The sequence below is a fragment of the Pseudoalteromonas sp. D15MCD-2 genome (assembly GCF_038562745.1).
GTDB lineage: Bacteria > Pseudomonadota > Gammaproteobacteria > Enterobacterales > Alteromonadaceae > Pseudoalteromonas.
Genome location: NZ_JBCFQE010000001.1, coordinates 2296835 through 2317537, shown reverse-complemented (window position 1 = coordinate 2317537; position 20703 = coordinate 2296835). Strand labels below are relative to the sequence as shown.

The window sequence follows — 20703 nt, the reverse complement described above, 5'->3', positions numbered from 1 at the left end:
TCTTAACTGTAAGGTCTTAAAATTTTATTTTTTTATTTTTAAAGATAAAAAATGCCATTTAACAGTACCGAGTTTTATTGCGCAAATTGCAACTATTGGCAGGTTTTGCTTTAGTACCCATATTAATACTAAAAAGTTAAATTCTTTTTGACCTTTGTAACCTGTTGTAAATGTTGCTGTGTCTATTGTATTTAAAGGGGTTTGAAGGTGTTAATTATGTTTTATTATTTTGGTTAGTGTTTTATTTATTGTTAAAAATTGAACTTTTGAGTTAGCGAAGTGTTGACCTTTAAGAGTGGCGAGTATTATTATCAAAGCTCAAAATTACTGCCTAATATGCATTTTTTTTGAATAACTATAAATATTCCATGAATAACATGGTCCAGGGAGAATCAAATGTTAAATAATAAAGTTTCAAAAGCTGTTCGCTTAGCGGTCGCTTTTGGCGCAGCTTCTACAGCTGCATTTTCTGCAAGCACATTTGCTGTAGATGAAGAAAACGCAGAAAAAGTTGAACGTATCCAGGTTACTGGTTCACGTATCAAGCAGGTAGATCTAGAGAATAGCTCTCCAGTTACTGTTTTATCAGCGGCAGAAATCAGCCTTTCAGGTGAGCCTACAGTTGCTGACGTTTTAAATAACCTTGCTTCTAACTCTTTCGGTTCTTGGAAAGGTGTATCTGGTTATGGTGCTGGTGGTGCAGCTTCTTCTAACATTAACTTACGTGGCCTTGGCTCTGACGCGACACTTGTATTATTAGACGGTCGTCGTATGCCTGGTACAAGTTCATCTTCTGGTTCATCGGCTGATACATCAATCATTCCAATGGCTGTTGTTGAGCGTGTTGAAATCCTTCGCGATGGTGCATCAGCTGTTTATGGTTCATCTGCTGTTGCTGGTGTAATCAACATCATTACTAAGAAAGACTTTGATGGCGTAAGCGTTAAATACGATTACGAAGTACCTAAAGTTGAAGGTGGCGAAAGCAAAACTTTCTCAATTACTTCAGGTTACACATCTGAAAAAGGTAACATCATCTTCACGTATGAAAACTCACGTGACAATGCAATCTTCGACAAAGAAATTTGGGCGATGGATGATCCTACGTACGGTGCGTACAGCGGTTATAGCCATGTTCCAAACTACCGAATCGGTGGTGCAGGTAGCTATATCTCTAACCCTGAGCTTTGTGACCAAACAGCTGACGTAGTAAATGCTATGGATGAGAACGGCGTTGGTGGTTGTTTATATAACTACGGTAACGTTACAAAATTCTATCCAGACGTAGAAAACAACTCATTCTTAACTAACTTTAACTATGAATTGACTGACAACATTCGCCTAGTTGGTCGTGCTATGGCAAGTTTCAACGAAACAAACTCACGTTACGCAGGTACGCCGGTATCTACAGGTGCAGTTTGGATGGATGCTGACAACCAATATAACCCTGAAGATGAAGATATCCGTCTTTACATGCGTTCAGTGCCAATTGGTAACCGTGACACAAAAACAGAAGTTGTAACTACAGACATCGTATTAGGTCTTGAAGGCTTCACTGATATCGGTAATGGTTTTGATTGGGAAATCAACTACCAAAACAGCATCTCTAAAACAAATGTTTTTGGTAGCAACCTAGTTAATGACGTAATGTTACAAAGCGCAATTGACTCTGGTGAATATGATATTCTTAACACTACAGGCATGAGTTACGAAGAGTGGAATACTCAACTTACAGACTTATACCAATATGCAGCGCATACAGGTACTTATGAAGGTCGTTACGAAAGCCAACAAATTGATGGTTTAGTGTCTACTACATTCGTTGATAACGGTGATTTCGTTATTGCTGGTGTTGTTGGTGCTGAATTTGAAGAAATTGATTTCACTCAAGTATCTGACCCTGAGTCTGCAAATGGTTTCATCTCAGGCGGTTCAGGCGGCGATGACGTATATGCAACTCGTGACCGTACTGCTGCATACATGGAAATTCAAGCAAGCTTACCTTACGAAATTGATGTAACTGTTGCTGGTCGTTATGAGAAATACGAACAGTCAGGTATGACTAACCTTGGTGAAAAGAGCACTACATTTGATAAGGTTGTTCCAAAAGTAGGTGTTACTTGGCGCCCAACTGACACATTATTAATCCGTGGTTCTTGGGGTGAGTCTTTCCGTGCTCCTAACATGGGCGAAATGTTCCAGTCTTATGCATTAAGCTTCCCAACTGTTCGTGATACAGCATGGTGTGATGCTAACCCTGGTCAATCATTAGAAGGTTATTGTTCTGACGCTGGTGAGCAAGTAGCGACATGGTTCGGTGGTAATGCAAACCTTACTGAAGAAACGGGTGACTCTACGACGCTTGGTTTCGTATGGGATATCGTTGATGGCTTAGCAGTAGAATTAACTTACTACGATATCAGCTACGAAAACCGTATCGATGACGTAAGCACAACTGAACTTCTACGTATTGAACAGGAAGAAGGTGGTTTAGGTTCTACACCAGATGCTATCGACCGTGCTAATGGTACTGGCCAAATTGATTACATCTACACAGGATATATCAATAAAGCATCACTACAAACGTCTGGTTTCGATTTCTCAACTCGCTACAAGCATGAAACTAGCTTCGGTGACTTTGGCGTAATGCTAAACGTTTCAAAAGTTATGGAATTTGAAGAGAAAGCAGACAAAGATGCAGAACCGTTTGATTATGCTGGTCTTCAAGATTACCCAGATTGGAAAGCTGATTTAGGTGTTAGCTATTCTTATGAAGATTACAGTGCTTCTTGGACTATGTTCTACGTAGGCGCTCAAGAGTCAGGTAACGAAGAGTGGGGTGTTGATTACCTTGCTGACGTTCCTTCATACTTCAAGCATAATGCTCAGTTCACATACACTGCACCAACAAATACTAAAATTTCTGTAGGTGTTAACAACGTATTTGATAAGAAAGCACCTTCTTGGTATGACGGCTTCCGTGATTACCGTGATTCAAGCTGGTCATTATACGATCAAACAGGTCGTTCAATGTACCTTCGTTTAGAACAAAAATTCTAAGCTAAAATAATTAGTATAAGCTCTTAAAACCCTGCTACAGCAGGGTTTTTTTATGCAAAGTACTAAGTTATAAATAACCCAAACATTTATCGTCATAATTAAAGGGAATATTAAAATGAAAATAATATGGTTTTTACTTTTGAGTAGTTTGCTCAGTTTATCTATGAGTGTCGGCTCCAAAACGCAAGACATCCCAATTGAGGACTTCTTTAAAACACCTAAATTTTCTAATTTGCAACTTTCTCCAAATGGTAAGTACCTTGCGGTTTTATCGCCAATTAACGAGCGTAGAAATATTGTTGTAATGGAAGTTGATGGTTTTAAAAATGCGAGGCCAATAACAAAGTTTGATGAGCAAGATATCAATAGTTTCTCTTGGGCGAATAATGATGACATTATTTTTACACTAGACAGTAATGGTAATGAAGCATTCAGTATTTATACAATTGATGCCCATAAGAAACGTGCAAAGGTCGTGCAGTTAGTCGGATCAAAAGTTGGCGCATCAGGTATCCGCTCTGCATCAGTTGTGCATTTATTACCAGATGATCCGAAGCATATTCTGGTGCAATATAATGGCCGAAACATTGTTGCTCCAGATTTATATAAACTGCCAATCGACAGCCGTTGGGATCGTAAACACGAACGTAATTACAAGATGGACTTACTTGCAAAGAACCCTGGTAACGTTCAGGGGTGGATGCTTGATCATGATGGTGAGGTACGTGGCGCTTTAACGATTGAAGGTTTAAAAGGTACTTTACTATATAAAGGAAAAGGCGAAGAAAAATTCAGAGTATTACGAGAGTACAATGCCGAAGAGGCAAATATTGAACCTTTGGCATTTGATTTCGATAATAAAAGGTTGTTCGTCGCTTCTGATTTAGGTCGTGATACCAAAGCTGTTTTTTATTTCGATCCAGAAACGAATAAGTTAGGCGAACAAATTTTTGCCCATGATAACGTTGATGTTACATCGCTTAGCTTTTCGAGAAAGCGTAAAAAGCTTACTTCAATTAGTTTTTATGACAAATACCCTGAAGAAGTATACTTCGATGAACAGACTGCAAAAATGATGACCTCATTAAAGCAGGCATTTCCCGATAAAGTTGTGACAATTACTAGTCGCTCTGATGATGAAGTGCTCAATATTGTCTATGCAGCGAGTGACACTGATCCCGGCCAATATTATTTATTCAATAAAAATGACAATAGCTTAAAAGCATTATTAAGCCCAATGTCATGGATAGATCCTAAAGCGATGTCGCCGATGCAGCCTATCGAATTCAAAAGTAGAGATGGTTTAACATTAAATGGTTATATCACAATTCCTAAAAACTCGTCGGGTAAACAGCTACCTCTTATCGTAAATCCACATGGTGGTCCCTTTGGAATTCGAGATTATTGGGGATTCAATCCTGAAGCCCAGTTTTTTGCAAGTAGAGGCTATGCCACAGTCCAAGTTAACTTTAGGGGGTCTGGCGGTTATGGTCGCAAATTCCAGCAAGCGGGCTATGGTGGTAAATGGGGCGCTGAAATGCAAAATGATATTACAGATACCGTTAAATATTTGGTTTCAGAAGGTATCGCAGATGCGAATAAGGTCTGTATTTATGGCGCGAGTTACGGTGGCTATGCCACAGTAGCAGGCCTTGCGTTTACACCTGAACTTTATAAATGCGGAATAGATTACGTTGGCGTAACAGATGTGTCTTTATTATTTGATACATTACCAAAGCATTGGGAGTCACAACGTGAAGTGCTTGAAATGCAGATTGGTGATCCATCTGATGAAGCCCTAATGAAACGAATGTCACCGTTGCAACATGTTGATAAAATTAAAGCGCCACTAATGATAGTGCAAGGTGCGAAAGACCCGCGTGTAGTTAAGCAACACGCAACTGATTTACGCGATGCACTGGCAAAAAAAGGAGTAATTTTGTCAGATGATGAATGGATAATGAAAGAAAATGAAGGTCATGGCTTTCAGAAGCAAGAAAATAAAGTTGAGCTTTACACAAAAATGGAAAAGTTTTTGGCTAGATATTTGAAATAATAAATTATCAAAAAAATACAAAAAACCCAGAAATTAAGGCTCAAACCTTATTCTGGGTTTTTTATTGTTTCGAATATATAAACTAATGTGAAATATATGTAATCAAACTTTTCTTTAATCTTATATGCACCTGAAACTTAAAATTTACATTGAAAAACAATGGTTAAAAAACTGTTGACCAAAAGTTGTCCCTAATATTAGTATTTAATTCCCTTATGGGGTACTAGTACCTCTTTAAGGGGTAAAATAAATTAATAAAGTCATAACATGGATATGACCAGGGAGAATCAAATGTTAAATAATCAAGTTTCAAAAGCAGTTCGCTTAGCGATTGCTTTTGGTGCAGCGTCAACTGCTGCATTTTCAGCTTCGTCTTTTGCTGCTGAAGAAGAAGGTGTAGAAAAAGTTGAGCGAATCGAAGTTACAGGTTCACGTATTAAACGAACTGACATTGAGGGTGCAAACCCTGTTGTTGTAATCGACCGTGCATCTTTAGATAATTCAGGTCAATTAAGTGTTGCAGACGTATTAAACCGTTCAACATTTAACTCATTTGGTTCGATTCAACCATCATCAGGTAGTACTGCGCAAAGTCAGGCAACAGTAAACTTACGTGGTTTAGGTTCTTCAAGAACACTTGTTTTAATTAACGGTAAGAAAATGCCAGGTTCACCTGTTATGGGTGGTGGTGCAGCTGACTTAAATACCATTCCTTTTGCTGCTGTAGAGCGCATTGAAGTTATGGGTGATGGCGCATCTGCGGTATATGGTTCTGATGCGATCGCCGGTGTAGTTAACATTATTTTAAGAAAAGATTTTGAAGGTGTTCAAGTTCAAGGTCGTATGGGTACTCCGAGCCGTGATGGCGGTGGTGATGAGTCATCATTCTCAATTATCACAGGTCTTAAATCAGAAAACTCTAACCTAGTATTCAGCTATGAGCATGATGAGCGTGATATTATTTTTGCTCGTGATCGTTGGTTCTCACGTGCAACAGACGATGGCTCAGGTACATTCGCTGGTACAACAGGTCAAAGCTGGTATGGCCGTAACATTCTAGATATGCAAACATTTGAGTTTAACCCAATGATCACTGGTCAAGACTGTTCGCAGTACGGTGATTCATTTGCTTATCATAATGATGCACCAGATTTCCCTGCTGACGACGGCTGTCACTATGATTATACTGCTGTTGCTGCTGACGCTGCTTCAACAAAGCGTGACTCAGTATTTGTTAACTTTGATTATGACATCAATGATGATTTAATCTTTAACTTCCGTTCATTACATTCGCGTAATGAAAGCTTTGGTCGTTTCGCACCTGCAGCAGGCTGGTTTACATTCCCTATTGCGCTTGCTGAAGACACAGAAAAAGGCTTAATGGCTGTTAATGAAGGCGACCGTGGTTATTACCGCTTTAATAACGTAGGTACTTCACGTGACACTTGGCAAGTTAGCAACATGGCTGATTGGAGTGCATCTCTAAATGGTATGGGTGAAGTGTTTGATTGGCATGTAGATGCACACTATAACCGTTATGAAATGAACGAGTGGGGTCAAGGCTATGTTCATCGCCCAAGCGTAGAAAATGCGATCATTGATGGTTGGGATCCACGTGACCCAGATCAATCTGCGTATGCTACTCAATTAGCTAATATCGCCGCAAATAGTAACCGTCGTTCTGGTAGTACATTACGTGAAGTAACTGCAGGCGTAAGCTTTAATGAGTTAGCTACTTTACCTGCAGGTGAACTAGGCCTATATGTTGGTGCTAGCTACCGTGAAACTGATTACTTTGACCAAGCGGAAGCTCAAAACGAAGCGAAAAACATCATTGGTACTGCTGGTGGTTCAGCGGCAGGTGACCGTACAGAATCAGCTGTTTTTGCTGAAATGTTAATCCCTGTAGTAGACACATTAGAGTTAAACTTAGCTGCTCGATATGATGATTACAGCGATGTAGGTTCATCATTTGTTCCTAAAGTTTCACTTAAATACCAGCCATTTGATGAGTTAGTTTTACGTGCTGCTTGGGGTGAAGGTTTCCGTGCTCCAACGCTGGAAGATCTATATAAAGCACCACAAGAGTCAGCTTCATCAGCTAAAGATGTTGTAGTATGTACATCAGCAGGTACATCACGTTCTGATTGTCGTACTCAACAACATACAACTTACTTCATCGGTACTGATTCATTAAAACCTGAAGAATCAGAAAGTGTAAGTTTCGGTATGGTTTATAACATCACTGATAATATCGATATGTCAGTTGATTACTATGATATCGAAATCACTAACCAAGTTAGCTCGTTATCTACACAAGATGTATTTGACCTTGAGTTAGCTGGCCTTTTAGGTGACCCTGAAGATCCAAATGATAACGCTGCTGGTTATGACCAAGTATCTGTAGACCGTGGTGGTAATCCAACTGGTCGTTCGTTACTTGTTACTGCACCAATGGCTAACATCCCTGGTTTCTCTACAGATGGCTTAGATTTCAAACTTAACGCAGTATTTGACTTAGGTGGCGCAGGTCTACTTCGCTCTAAATTTGCTTGGTCAGAAGTACTTAGCTATGAAGAGCCAGATATCATCGGTTACCCTAACGTTGATAAAATTGGCCGTGCTGGCTTACCAGAAAGAAGAATCAGCTGGGGCTTAACATGGGATATCGAAGCTCACATGTTAAACGTAAATTGGAACCATATTGCTTCTACAGCTGAAGAAACTGAAGATGCAAATGATGAAGGTACTAAGTTCAAAGCAGTAGGTGAGTTATCTTCGTATAACATTATCGATATTAACTATACTTACGCAACGCCTTGGAATCTTGATCTAACACTGGGTGTTAATAACTTAGCTGATAAAGATCCAGTATTGAACTCTGAATTAGACTACGACGATACTCTTTATAGCCAAGTTGGTCGTCTGTACTATGCAGGTTTCAAATTTAAGTTCTAAACGAACGATTTAAATACTTGTATATTAAAACCCTGCGCTTGCAGGGTTTTTTATTTTATAAACAAATTCACTATAGGTTTTACAGTTATAAAATAATTAATTTTTAAGGTTTAATTATTTACTTAAGCTCTTGTGTAAGATTTATGTGCAGTTGTTTAAATCAATTTATGCTCTTATACTTAAAAAACCTTAATAAAAGCGATGTTTCAGTTGAGTTATTTCCATAAAATCATAGTGTTGTTTTTGACGCTGTGTCTTTCATTCGATGTCTTAGCCACACAACTCAAAGCGGGTATCGTTAACTATAATTTTTTTCCTTACCATACCCGGGATGCTGATGGGCAGTTTTCGGGTGTTATTGTTGGTTATAGTAATGAAATCGCTCGCTTGGCTGAAGCCGATCTTGAATACCGTGTTTACGACAGTTTAGATGAGTTATTAGATGCGCTTAAAGTTGGTGAGATCGATTTTGCTGTAGGCCTAAATAAAACCGCACAGCGTAAAAAGCATTTCTTATTTTCAACACCCTTCATGGAAGCGCCAAGAGGTATTGTCGCAAATCAGTCTATCGCAAATGATGCTTTGAAAAACTTAGCGAGCTTACGTTGGGTGTGCATTACGGGTAGCTCACATTGTGAATATTTAGTTGAAAATGGCGCGCTATTTATTAATCGTTTTATAAAACCCGAAGACGCCTTTAAAAAAGTAGCAGATGGCTCGTTTGATGCCTTTATGGGTGATTACTCAGTATTATCTCATCAACTAAAAAATCGCTCTCAAGAAAACCTGAAAGTTGTGAGCCCAGTTTGGCTATCGAGCGAAACCTTGCATGTAATGTTTAATAAAAACAAAACAGCATTACGCAATCAAGTTAATTCGGTATTAGCCGCTATTTCACCAACCACGAAACAACTATGGGAAAGTTCTGCTAGTGAAGAATATTTAGCCGCTAAAGCGTATAGTCAATTTAAGCGTGATTTTAACCGTATTGATAAAAAAGAAGAAAATAATTACTTACTGACATTTTCTTTTGTCGATGGTCTCTATCCAATTCATGCGACAAGTAATTTAGGAGAGGCAGACGGCTATTTAAACGATACTCTTGAGCTTTTAGCTCAGCGCAGTGACTTTCAGTTTAAGTATATACCTGCGGCTAATTCGAAAGAGTTGGAACGACTATTTTTGGCCAATAAAATTGATTTAATTCCGACCATGAACCCCACGAAAATTGATGAGGGGGTGTTGATAGCATTGCCAGCTCATTACAGTTTAGAGATGGTGTTAATCTCTAAACGAGCAAGCAAAACTAAACGAATTGGTTATTTAGAAGCGTTTGCTGACCCTAAGCAAAAGCTTGTAACGAATGAACTCGTTGAAACGGTATCATTTGACTCAATTAAAACGCTATTTTATGCACTGAGAAATGACAATATTGATGCTGTGATACTGCCGCAAAGTATTGCGGCATACCAGTTAAACCAATTCTATATTGGTGAGTTTTATATTAATCCAAAATACCGGTATACCCAGCCTATTTATTTTTTAGTGAATAAGCACTTTTCAGAGTTTGCGACTTTGCTAGACAGCTTATTTAAAACATTGACCAGCAACGATTTTAGCCATGTTGTGAACCGACATGGCATTTTTAGTATTGAACGTGGCTACGACCGCAAAACAGTGAATACCACGGCAATTCTTATTTTAATTTTAATCGCTGTGTCGGTGATTTATTTTATTAGCTGGCGGTTAACTATTAATCGCGAAATTGCAAAGCGTAAAGAAGCTGAAGAAGTGGCATTGATTAAGCTTAACTTTACTCAAAAACTCATTGATGACTTACCCACTATGGTGGTGATTCAAGATCAGCATCAAAAACGCGTTATGTGGAATCGTGCCTACAAAGAAAATTTTGCTCACTTATGGGATGAAAATAACCAATATCTGCGCGGCGATATTAAAGTCGTAAAAAAACTAATTTCACAAAATGAACAAAGTTTAAATTCAGGCAAAGTCATTAATCAGCATATTAATTACACTAACAAAGCTGGCAAAGAACTGGAGCTGCTTTACACTAAAAAGCCGTATGTGGGGTTAGATGGTGAACTAGCTGGCATCATGACAGTACTTACTGATGTTACTGAGCACCGCCATTTACAACGTGAGAATCAGTCAGTTCAACAGCTTCTACAAACCATCACAGATACCATACCCGGCGGCGTATTCCAGTATGAGTATTATGACAATGGTGAGGGGTGTTATACCTATATAAGTAAGGGCGCGCAGAGCTTATTAGGTGTCACTTCACGAATGATTAACCAGCGCGGTATGACGGGATGTATCTCGCCATTTATTGTTGATGAAGACCGCGTGCAAATCGCCAAGAGTTTTAAAGCAGCGACAAAATTTAACAAACTGATTGATATTGAGTTTCGGATAAATAATCTCGGCCAGCAAATTTGGTGTCGTTATATTGCTAATGCTGAAATTAATAAACGAGACGATAAGCAAGGTGTGCGTTGGAACGGGATCTTGCTGGACATCAGCTTACTTAAACGCCAACAAGCAGACTTAAGTAAAGCTACTCAGCTTGCACATCAAGCTGATCTAGCAAAAAGCCGCTTTATTGCCACTATGAGTCATGAATTAAGAACGCCAATGTCTGGGGTAAATGGCTTTATAGAGTTGTTAAAATCATCACCGCTTGATGAAGAGCAGCATTACCTCGTTGAGCACATTGACAGCTCTGTAACCAAGCTTCGCACATTAGTGGATGATATTTTATATTTTGCTAATACCACGACAGGCAATATTGAAGTTGAATTACGTGAGGTCGACCTAGAAGCACATTTATGTCGTGTTTTGCGTGCCCATGAATACCTAGCTAAGCAAAAAGGGCTTGAGTTTAACGTGATATGGCGCACAGCTGCTTATACCTTAGCTTCTGTTGACATAAGCCACTTGATGCAGGTTCTCTCTAATGTTTTAAATAACGCTGTGAAGTTTACTGAAAATGGTTCAATAAGCTGCGATGTGTTATTTGAGAAGCAGTCTTTAAAAGTTGAAATATCAGATACGGGTAAAGGTATGACGGCTGAGCAGTTGGCGCATACATTTACCCCTTTTGAGCAAGCTGACAACTCAATTCAACGTCGCCATGGAGGTACAGGCTTAGGCTTGAGCTTGGCAAAGCAACTTGTTGAAGCCATGCAAGGTGAAATATCCATTTCAAGTACTTTTGGTAAAGGTACCAATGTTTACATTGCTGTGCCACTTAAAAGCGTCAGCAAACAAAAACTGCAGGCTGTATCAGTGAATTGGGCTGTGTGTTCTCAAGACCATCAGTTATTAAATAATCTAGCTAATATGGGTGTAAAGCATCACCAATTAAGTTGGCCAATAGATAAAGAGGCATTTACGCAGGAAGATAATATTCTTATTGATGAAAGCTATATTAAAACGCTGTGGGGCGCTAATTGGCTGCAATCAATCAGTACTGCAAACAACAACTACATTTTAGTCGCAAGTGCAAAAAAAGAGCATAGGCCGGCTAATTGTAGCTGTCATATTTTACCTACAGAGCCATTATATCCAGATACTCTAAGAGAGCTTTTAGATAATGTACATACCAGCAATGATGAGGGGTTGGCTGCGCAAAATGCTCAGTTACATGGGCAAATATTAATTGCTGAAGATAATAAAACAAATCAATTATTACTCGAAAAACAATGCCAGAAGCTCGGTATCAAAGCAGTGATGGTTGATGATGGTATTGCTGCACTCAGAGCACTTGAAACAGGACAGTTTGATTTATTACTAACCGACTGTCATATGCCTGACTTAGATGGGTTTAAATTAACGGAGCAATTACGCAATCAAGAAAAATTTAAACATTTGCCAATTATTGGCTTTACCGCTGATGATTCAAAAGAATGTTTTAACAAAGCATTAAAGTCAGGAATGAATAGTGTTTTATTTAAGCCTTATAAACTTAATGAATTATATAATCGTCTAGCTGAGTTTATAGATTTAAGCTCTAATGATTTGCCTAATAGCAGTGAAGGCGTTGATATCAGTTTACAAGGTATAAAAGATAAGCAGCATTGGTTAACTGTTTTTGGTAATGAGAGTGATGCGAAAATGCTTGCCGACGTATTTATTAACAGTTTGCAAAGTGATTTAAATACTCTACAAGAGCACTTGGAAGCTCAAAATTTAGAAAGGGTTTCTGCTGCAATACATAAACTTAAAGGCGCTATTGTTATGCTGCAATACCCACCTTTATCTGAGCTAATAGTGACAACGGAAAATACCTTTAATCAACAGCAAGATACATTAATAGTGGAACAATTAATTACTGAGTTAAGGGATGTAATAGATAAAATAAAGCTATGGCTATAATAAATAGATAGGATAAAAAATAAACATGGAATAGATTATTTCATTAAATCCACATATACTAGCTACTGTTGAACATTTAACTTAACTTTTAATACTTAAGAGAGCTCTCAATGAAAGAAATCCGATCTTTTGTGAAATCTGCGTCATTATCTGAATTAGAAAAAGCAAAACAGCTAATTGACACAGCAATCGAGAAATATACTCAACAGCAAGAAGCTAAAAAAGAAGTACTCGATCTACTAAAAGAAAAAGGACTTACATTAGAAGATTTACAAGATGTTGCTTCAACAGATAAGCGTACTAAGGTAAAACCAAAGTACCGCATCGAATTTAATGGCGAAATTGTTGAATGGACAGGCCGTGGCAAACGTCCTAAAGCATTCCAAGGTGTCGATTTAACAAAACACCTCGCTTAATTTTTGCTTTAAAGAATATCAAGGGAAGCGTATGTTTCCCTTTTTTATGTCGATTATAGTCCGATAACATGAAGTACGTACTTAGACCCTACCAACAAGAGGCCGTAGCACGCACGGTTGCTCACTTTCGACAAACAGATGACGCCGCACTGATTGTTTTACCAACAGGGGCTGGAAAAAGCCTTGTTATTGCTGAACTTGCGCGCATTGCTAAACAAAAGATTATGGTGCTCGCGCATGTTAAAGAGTTAGTAGAGCAAAACGCCGAGAAATATATTAGCTTTGGTTTTAAGGCGAGTATTTTTTCTGCGGGGTTAAAGCAAAAGTCTTTAACAGAGCAAGTCACCTTTGCGAGTGTGCAATCACTGGCACGCAATACAGAAAAGCTCACTGATGCTTACTCTTTGTTGATCATTGATGAATGCCACCGTGTAAGCGGTGATGAACAAAGCCAGTACGGGCTGGTGATAGCGAGTCTAAAAAAACAAAATCCCAATCTTAAAGTACTTGGCTTAACCGCAACACCATTTCGTATGGGGATGGGTTGGGTTTACCATCATCACTATCATGGTTTTGTTAGAGGTGATAAAGATGCACCGTTTAAAAAGTGTATTTTTGAGTTACCACTGCGCTATATGATCAAGAACGGCTATTTAACGCCGCCCCATGAAGTCGATGCAGCCATTAGCCATTATGACTTTTCATCATTACCGAGTGATTCATTTGGTCGGTATAGTATTGAGAATATGAATGCGTTATTGAAAGATAATACACGCGCAACAAAAGCGATTATCAAGCAAGTTATAGAATACAGTGAACAGCGTCATGGCGTGATGATCTTCGCAGCAACCGTAATGCATGCCAAAGAAATTACCAGTTACTTACCTGAGGATAGTACGGCACTTATCACGGGTGATACTGATAATAACGAGCGTGACCGAATTATTAATCAATTTAAAGCAAAAAAAATAAAGTATTTAGTAAATGTATCTGTACTCACGACGGGTTTTGATGCGCCTCATGTCGATTATATTGCGATTTTACGTCCCACCGAGTCGGTCAGTTTATACCAACAGATTGTTGGTCGAGGCCTTCGTTTAAGCGAAGGAAAAAAAGACTGCTTAGTGATTGATTATGCAGGTAACGGCTTTGATTTGTTTTACCCTGAGGTCGGCAGTAAAAAAGCGCAAAGTGATAATGAGCCTGTTCAAGTGCTGTGTCCAGGCTGTGGATTTGCGAATATTTTTTGGGGTAAAACAGACAGCGAAGGCAAAGTAGTTGAGCATTTTGGTAGGCGTTGCCAAGGCTTGCTGGACGATGGTGAAGAACAAGTACAGTGCGATTATCGTTTTCGGTTTAAAGAATGTGAGCAGTGTGGTGAACAAAATGATATTGCTGCAAGGCAGTGTCAGTCCTGTGGTGCCATGATGGCAGACCCTGATGATAAACTACGAGAAGCACTAAATTTAAAAGATGCCTTGGTATTAAGGTGTAGTGGTTTGTCAGCTCAGGTGATCGCAAAAGGTTTACTTAAAATTAGCTATTATGATGAAGATGGAGCCAGTTGTGATGAGGTATTTAACTTAGCAAATGACACCGGACGATTTATTTTTAATAAGCAGTTTGGTAAGCGAGCAGCACTTGGTTTTACCCCAATTGAATGGCAAAGCGCTGAGCAGGTTGTCAATTTACAACAGCAACTACTTGCCCCCGATTTTGTGATTGCGCGTAAAAATAAAAAATACGGTTGGAAAGTGGCTGAAAAGCTATTTGATTATCAGGGCAATTTTCGTAAGGCGAATCAATTAAATTGATCCCCTTACGAGATTGTGGAATGGCTTATTCTTCTTCGGCCATCAACCCCCAACCATCGCCATAACCATTATGGCTATTAGCAATGCTTTCTAAGTATTGTTCTGTTTGGCTAAGTAAGGTGTGATCTGGCACCATCTTCACACGAGTTATTACTTCCCACACCCCTGTATCTGGGCATTTGGCTAACTCTGTTGAAGGGGCAAGTTCATCACTTGTAATTGCTTCAGCAAATTTTTCTGCTTCAGGCTTTTGTTCAAAAAGAATATAGAAATCGATAGTTTGCATACTGGTTAAATCGACACCAGCGTCAGCAATTTCAGCTAATAATTGACCGTTTTCGTCATCAGGGAAGTGCATTTAGTCGCTCATTCATTATAAATCTAGGTATTATCCGCTATTGTAGCGAAAATAATTGTTTAACGCGTACTAATTTTAACATTTCAATTATGTCAGTGGCTATTGCACTGTGCTAGTATCTTTTTGTACTCATTTTAGATTATGACTCTTCCAAAAAAGTAAGGATATTTTTTGTATACTCGGCATTTCTTTTTTGTCTTTGTGTTTATCTGCTTTTCATACAGCCAGCACGCAATTAGTGCCTCAACTGTTATTAAAGATTATAAAATTCAAGGGATCAGTGATGATCTCGAAAAAAACGTTGAGCTTTACATTAAGCAACTGGTCAATGAAAAAACTTCTAAGGCATTAAGGCGTCACGCTAAAAGCCAAGTTGAAATGAGTTTAAAGGCGCTTGGTTATTATAAGCCGGTAATCAAAATTAGTTTCGATGATGCTCAGCAGCTTTTAATTGTTGATGTTCAACGTGGTCCTGCTACCCGTATTGCAGATATTAACGTGACTATCACGGGTGCCGGTAAAGATGACGCTGAATTTATGTCTGCCGTCAACAGCATCAAAATCAAACAAGGTGACTTTTTAAATCACGGTAAATATGAAGCCGCAAGAAAACGTATTGAAAGCCAACTATTAGACTTAGGCTATTTTGATGCAAAATGGCATGAGCATAAATTGGCAGTTTCGCTAAAAAATAATAGCGCAAAAGTCATTTTCAATGTCGATACTGGGCCCCGTTATCAGTTTGGTGACATCACAATTGGTAGTGAGACTCCAGCCGAAAAATACATTCGTTCGCTGGCTGAATTTAAACAAGGTCAGCCTTATAATGCGACCGAGATTTCTGATTACAACTTAGCATTGTCGAGCACCCCTTACTTTGCCAGTGTTCGTGTGTATGCAGATATTGCAAAACGTAAAAATAATCAAGTGCCTGTCAACGTTGATGTATTACACAAACCTGCCAATAGTTATGAAGTGGGTGGCGGTTATAGCACTGACCTTGGACCAAAAGTCCGTTTCAAATGGACCAAGCCTTGGATCACCGAAGATGGTCATTATTTAGAAAGTAACCTCAATGTATCTGAGCGCCAGCAAGATATTTCACTTGGCTATACGGTGCCAGTTGACGACCCTAATGATGATCTTTGGCGCTTTTCTGTGGGTTACAAGCTTGAAGATGAATTAACCAATGATTTATACAGTCGTATATTCACGGGACAGCTTCAGCGGCAGTGGCTCACTGATGACGATTGGGTACGTACTGCTTTTCTAAGACGCGATTACGAGACCTATCGAATAGGGGATGAAGAACAAAGCGCAAAAATGCTGATGCCTGGTATTAGTTATGCCAAAAAAGACACCGAGGGGGGCACAACGCCTTATGAAGGCTATCAATGGATGATGTCAGTAGAGTTTGGTTTAAAAGATATGATGTCTTCAACCAATATTTTGCGCTTACAACTGCAAAATGCCTGGTTAACTACTTTTGCAGAACGCCATATGCTGTTTTTAAGAGCCAATCTAGGTGCCATGTTGGTCGATAATATAAATGATGTGCCGTTATCACTGCGTTTTTATGCCGGTGGTGATCAGAGTGTACGTGGTTTTGCCTATGAATCTATCTCCCCTGAAGATGAAAAAGGGCGCCTAATTGGTGGTAAATATTTAATGAGTGGCACTGTTGAATATAACTATCAATTTGCTGAACATTGGCGCGCAGCCTTATTTGTCGATAGTGGTACTGCGACTAATGATTTTAGTGATCGCGTCGAAGTTGGTGCCGGTTTTGGTTTTCGCTATTTAACACCGGTTGGCCCTGTACGTATCGACCATGCTTGGGGTTTAACAAAAGAAAGCAAAAGTACCCGATTAAGTATTACCATAGGGCCTGAAATCTAATGAAGATGTTAAAAAAGATAACCAAGGTTCTATCAATCACGTTGGCAAGTCTGCTAGTTATTGTGTTTTGTTCGCTATTCACCGCGCCCGGTAATCACTTTATTGCATACACAGCGAATAAGTTAGTTGATGGTTTAAAAATCAACCTGCCATCTGGTCGTTTTTTATATAACGATGCGTTTGATGTTCACTTTGAAAATCAAGGCATCAAGCTTGAGGCAAAGCAGCTAAAAATTGATTTATTCTGGTGGCGTTGTGATGGTATCTGCCTAGATAATTTAAGCGCCCAGTCGATTGATCTAAGCATTAAAAGCCAAGCTGCATCAACTGAGCAGAGCACTGAAGCTGAGCCTGAAGCTGAGCAAGCTGGTCAAATCAACTTACCAATGAAAGTTGCTGTTAAGCGAGTTGCAATTAATCGCTTTAATCTTGCGCACCCGAGCGCCGATGTAACAGTCAACAAATTAAACTTAAGTGGTCGCGGCGAAGAATCGGATATTACAGTGGATACACTGACCATTGCTGATGTTGCTGTGATGCTACACGAAGCAAAAGAGCAGCCTAAATCAACGCCATTAACAGAGCTGCCAGCATTACCATCACTCGATATTACGCTACCGATTAATATTGAGTTAAAGCAATTTCAAATCAGTAAAGTTGCTGTAACCCCTTATGGTGTTGAAGAGGCTCAGCTTGTAGAAAATATTGAATTAGTTGCGTCTGCTAAGGGCAGCGATATTAATCTTGAAAAGCTTGCTGCAAGTTATCAGCAATGGCAATTGCACTCTAATTTAATGGCAGAGCTTTCTGGTGAAAATACAATTGAGGGAGCAGTGTCTGTAAAAAGCACTGAGCATCAAGCGAAGTTATCGCTTTCAGGCCCGCTTGAGGATTTAACGTTAGATTTAGTAACGCAAGGAGCGTACCCAGCAGAGTTAAAAGGGGCTGTTAACCTAAAACAAACAAATTACCCATTTGATTTAACAGGCCAGATAGCGAAGTGGCAAATTACGACAGATACACAACAGCTGCAATTATCGGACTTTGATTTAAAAGCCAAAGGCCATGCCGATGCTTATGCTGTCGATTTGAGCCTAGTAACGCAGTTAGACGCATTACCTGCAATGACTGTGAAATCGCAATTACACGGTAGTTTAACAAACGCAAAACTTGAGCAGTTAAGCCTCAATGCGAATGACAGTAAAGCAGACATTAACGCATCAGTTGATTGGTCGAACGGGGTAAAAAGCGAGTTTAAAGGGGTTTTAAGCCACTTAAAAGCCCAATACTTAACGGATGCATTAAGCAGTGATTTATCTGGTGAATTTAATGGTTCATTTAATTTACAGGCAGGTGAGTGGCAGCTTGCCTTAGATAACACGCAATTAAATGGTTCAGTTAATGAAGTGCCAGTGACCTTATTGTCGGATTTTGAACTTGATAGCAGCCTGCATGCGAGTTTTAAAAAACTTGAAGTGAAAAGCGGTAAAAATGAAATTGCGCTATCGGGACAGGTTGATGACGTATGGCGTGTAGACGGTAAATTGCGTCTAGATGCAAGTGGCCAAGATATCTTGCCTATGCAAGGCAAGGGTTTTGCTGATTTGAGCTTACGTGGTGAGCGTCTTGCGCCAACGGTTGATTTAAATCTAGTCCTTAATACATTGAGCTATCAAGATATTCAGGTTGATGGTTTAACATTAAAAGGGCAATTTGATTACGCAGCAGATTGGCAAACGGATGTGTCACTGGTGCTCGATTCTGCATCGATCGCAGAGCATAAAATTAATCAAATTGAGTTAGACGCCAGTGGCGATAAAACAGATCATCATTTAACTTTTTTACTCGATGCAGATCAAGGCAAGGCATCATTTGATGTAGACGGTAAATTTAATAAAGAGACCTGGCAAGGTGCGCTAAGCCAAATTCTTGTTACCGATAATCAGGTACGCTTTGGCACTGATAAACCGGTTAATATCCAAGTAAATACCAAAACCTTTGACTTTAATGTAGGCGCGCATTGCTGGCAAAGTGATAACTCAAAACTATGCTTTGAGACCTTGCAGCAAACTGAGCAATTAGGCCAGTTAAATGCACAGCTTGCAGCGCTATCTATTGCTGAATTTAAACACTTCTTACCTGAAAACTTGAAAGTAACAGGCGATGCAAATGGGGAGTTTGTTGCTAATTGGAATAATGGTGCATTGAAAACGATTCGTGCCAATATCAAAACTCAGCAGCTGGAAGCATCTTTAATTGATGACGCAAATGTTTATAAATTACCGATAGAGGTTTTAGATATCTCGGCAATGAGCGATGCGCAAACGGGTAAACTTAATGCCACAGTTGATTCATCTGTATTAGGTAAAGTGACGTCAGAGCTCAACATTGATGATATTCAAAATCAACAGACCTTAGCGGGCGACTTGGTTATTGAGAAAATTGAGTTAACAAACCTACGCCCTTTTATAGCTTCACTTGAGCAATTAACAGGCGACATAAAAGGTCGGTTAGCAATCGCAGGTACTTTAAAAGAGCCATTACTCAATGGTGATTTTGATGTTGAAAATATCAATCTAGAAGGGGCAACCTTACCGGTATCGCTGCAAAACTCTTATGTGAACATTGCCTTTAATAACCAAAGTGCAAAGCTCACTGGCGAGCTCAAAGACACCGAAGGGGGCGCGCTTAATTTATCTGGCGGTGTTGATTGGCAGCAAGATTTACCGGACGTTGACGTGAGATTAAACGGTAAAGAGTTTTTTGTGCGTGCTCAGCAAGATGTCACCTTTAAAGTGTCTCCAGACTTAACTATGTCGTTAAAAAATAATGCGTTTAATCTTGATGGCCAAGTCGTCGTGCCATGGGGACGTATTGCGATTGAAGAGCTACCAGAAGGTGCTGTGCAAGTCAGCGATGATGAAGTCATTGTTGATATTGAGCAGCAACAGTCAGAAAAAGTGCCCTTTGATTATGCTATTAACTTAAAGGTGTTGGTTGAAAATGATGTGCGCGTTGACTCGTTTGGCTTACAGTCGAAAGTTGAAGGTGACATAAACATCAGCATGGACCAAGTTACGCCGATGATAGCAACGGGTGAGTTGAACCTAGTTCAAGGTACCTATCGTGCTTTTGGTCAAGACTTGCAAATTCGTACCGGTCAGGTGGGCTTTAGTGGCTCAATTGATAAACCGTACTTGAACATTAAGGCAATTCGTAATCCAGACAACACCTCGAATGGCGTGATTGCGGGTATTACCTTAACTGGTAATGTTGAACAGCCTTCATTAAAAGTATTCTCAGAGCCAGCGATGGACCAAGCCCAAGCATTGGCTTATTTATTAAATGGTCAACCTCTTGATGAAGGAGATAGTTCAACCGATGCGATGCTCACCCAATTACTGCTTGCCCAAGGTGTAAACCGTAGTGAAGGTGTGGTATCTAAAATTGGTGAAAGCTTTGGTTTGTCTGATGTTAGCTTAAGTTCAAGCGGTAGCGGGGATGACACCAAAGTTGAAATATCTGGCTATGTTACACCAGGTATTCAAGTAAAATACAGTGTTGGTATTTTTGATTCACTAAGTGAAGTGGCAGTTCGTTATCAATTGTTGTCGCAATTGTATATTGAGGTCACCAGCGGCCTTTATCAAAATGTTGATATTCTTTATAAATTTGATTGGGACTAATCGCTCTACTTGTGATCAAACATCGCTTTTACTTGCTTATTAGGGCATAAGTTAATAG

9 protein-coding genes are annotated in these 20703 nt (G+C 39.4%); 8 read left to right on the top strand and 1 reads right to left on the bottom strand.

Features of this window, described 5'->3' with window-relative positions:
- Positions 1-396 precede the first annotated feature (396 nt).
- The 6 genes from AADY36_RS10560 to AADY36_RS10535 all read left to right on the top strand — a co-directional run bounded on the left by AADY36_RS10560 (position 397) and on the right by AADY36_RS10535 (position 14702).
- Positions 397-3060, top strand: a complete 2664-nt coding sequence (locus AADY36_RS10560; protein WP_342408958.1) for a TonB-dependent receptor — start codon at positions 397-399, stop codon at positions 3058-3060.
- A gap of 115 nt (positions 3061-3175) precedes the next feature.
- On the top strand, positions 3176-5116 hold the full coding sequence (locus AADY36_RS10555; RefSeq protein WP_054564039.1) for a S9 family peptidase: 1941 nt from the start codon (positions 3176-3178) through the stop codon (positions 5114-5116).
- A 291-nt stretch (positions 5117-5407) separates the two neighbouring features.
- The gene (locus AADY36_RS10550) at positions 5408-8074 is read left to right on the top strand and encodes a TonB-dependent receptor plug domain-containing protein (RefSeq protein WP_054564038.1); all 2667 of its coding nucleotides are present in this window, start codon (positions 5408-5410) and stop codon (positions 8072-8074) included.
- Between the two features lie 243 nt (positions 8075-8317).
- Positions 8318-12472, top strand: a complete 4155-nt coding sequence (locus AADY36_RS10545) for an ATP-binding protein (protein WP_342408957.1) — start codon at positions 8318-8320, stop codon at positions 12470-12472.
- A gap of 110 nt (positions 12473-12582) precedes the next feature.
- Positions 12583-12888: an H-NS histone family protein gene (locus tag AADY36_RS10540; protein ID WP_054564036.1), complete on the top strand. Its 306-nt coding sequence runs from the start codon at positions 12583-12585 to the stop codon at positions 12886-12888.
- Between the two features lie 68 nt (positions 12889-12956).
- The gene (locus tag AADY36_RS10535; protein ID WP_342408956.1) at positions 12957-14702 is read left to right on the top strand and encodes a DEAD/DEAH box helicase; all 1746 of its coding nucleotides are present in this window, start codon (positions 12957-12959) and stop codon (positions 14700-14702) included.
- Between the two features lie 25 nt (positions 14703-14727).
- On the opposite strand, the gene AADY36_RS10530 is transcribed toward AADY36_RS10535, so the two are convergent.
- The gene (locus AADY36_RS10530; RefSeq protein ID WP_054564034.1) at positions 14728-15060 is read right to left on the bottom strand and encodes a ribonuclease E inhibitor RraB; all 333 of its coding nucleotides are present in this window, start codon (positions 15058-15060) and stop codon (positions 14728-14730) included.
- A 171-nt stretch (positions 15061-15231) separates the two neighbouring features.
- On the opposite strand from AADY36_RS10530, the gene AADY36_RS10525 reads away from it, so the two are divergent.
- A complete protein-coding gene (locus AADY36_RS10525) occupies positions 15232-16959 on the top strand; it encodes an autotransporter assembly complex protein TamA (RefSeq protein WP_055021503.1) in 1728 nt (575 codons plus the stop codon).
- The gene (tamB, locus tag AADY36_RS10520) at positions 16959-20645 is read left to right on the top strand and encodes an autotransporter assembly complex protein TamB (protein WP_342408955.1); all 3687 of its coding nucleotides are present in this window, start codon (positions 16959-16961) and stop codon (positions 20643-20645) included. The genes AADY36_RS10525 and tamB overlap by 1 nt, the downstream gene beginning before the upstream one ends.
- Positions 20646-20703: the final 58 nt, after the last annotated feature.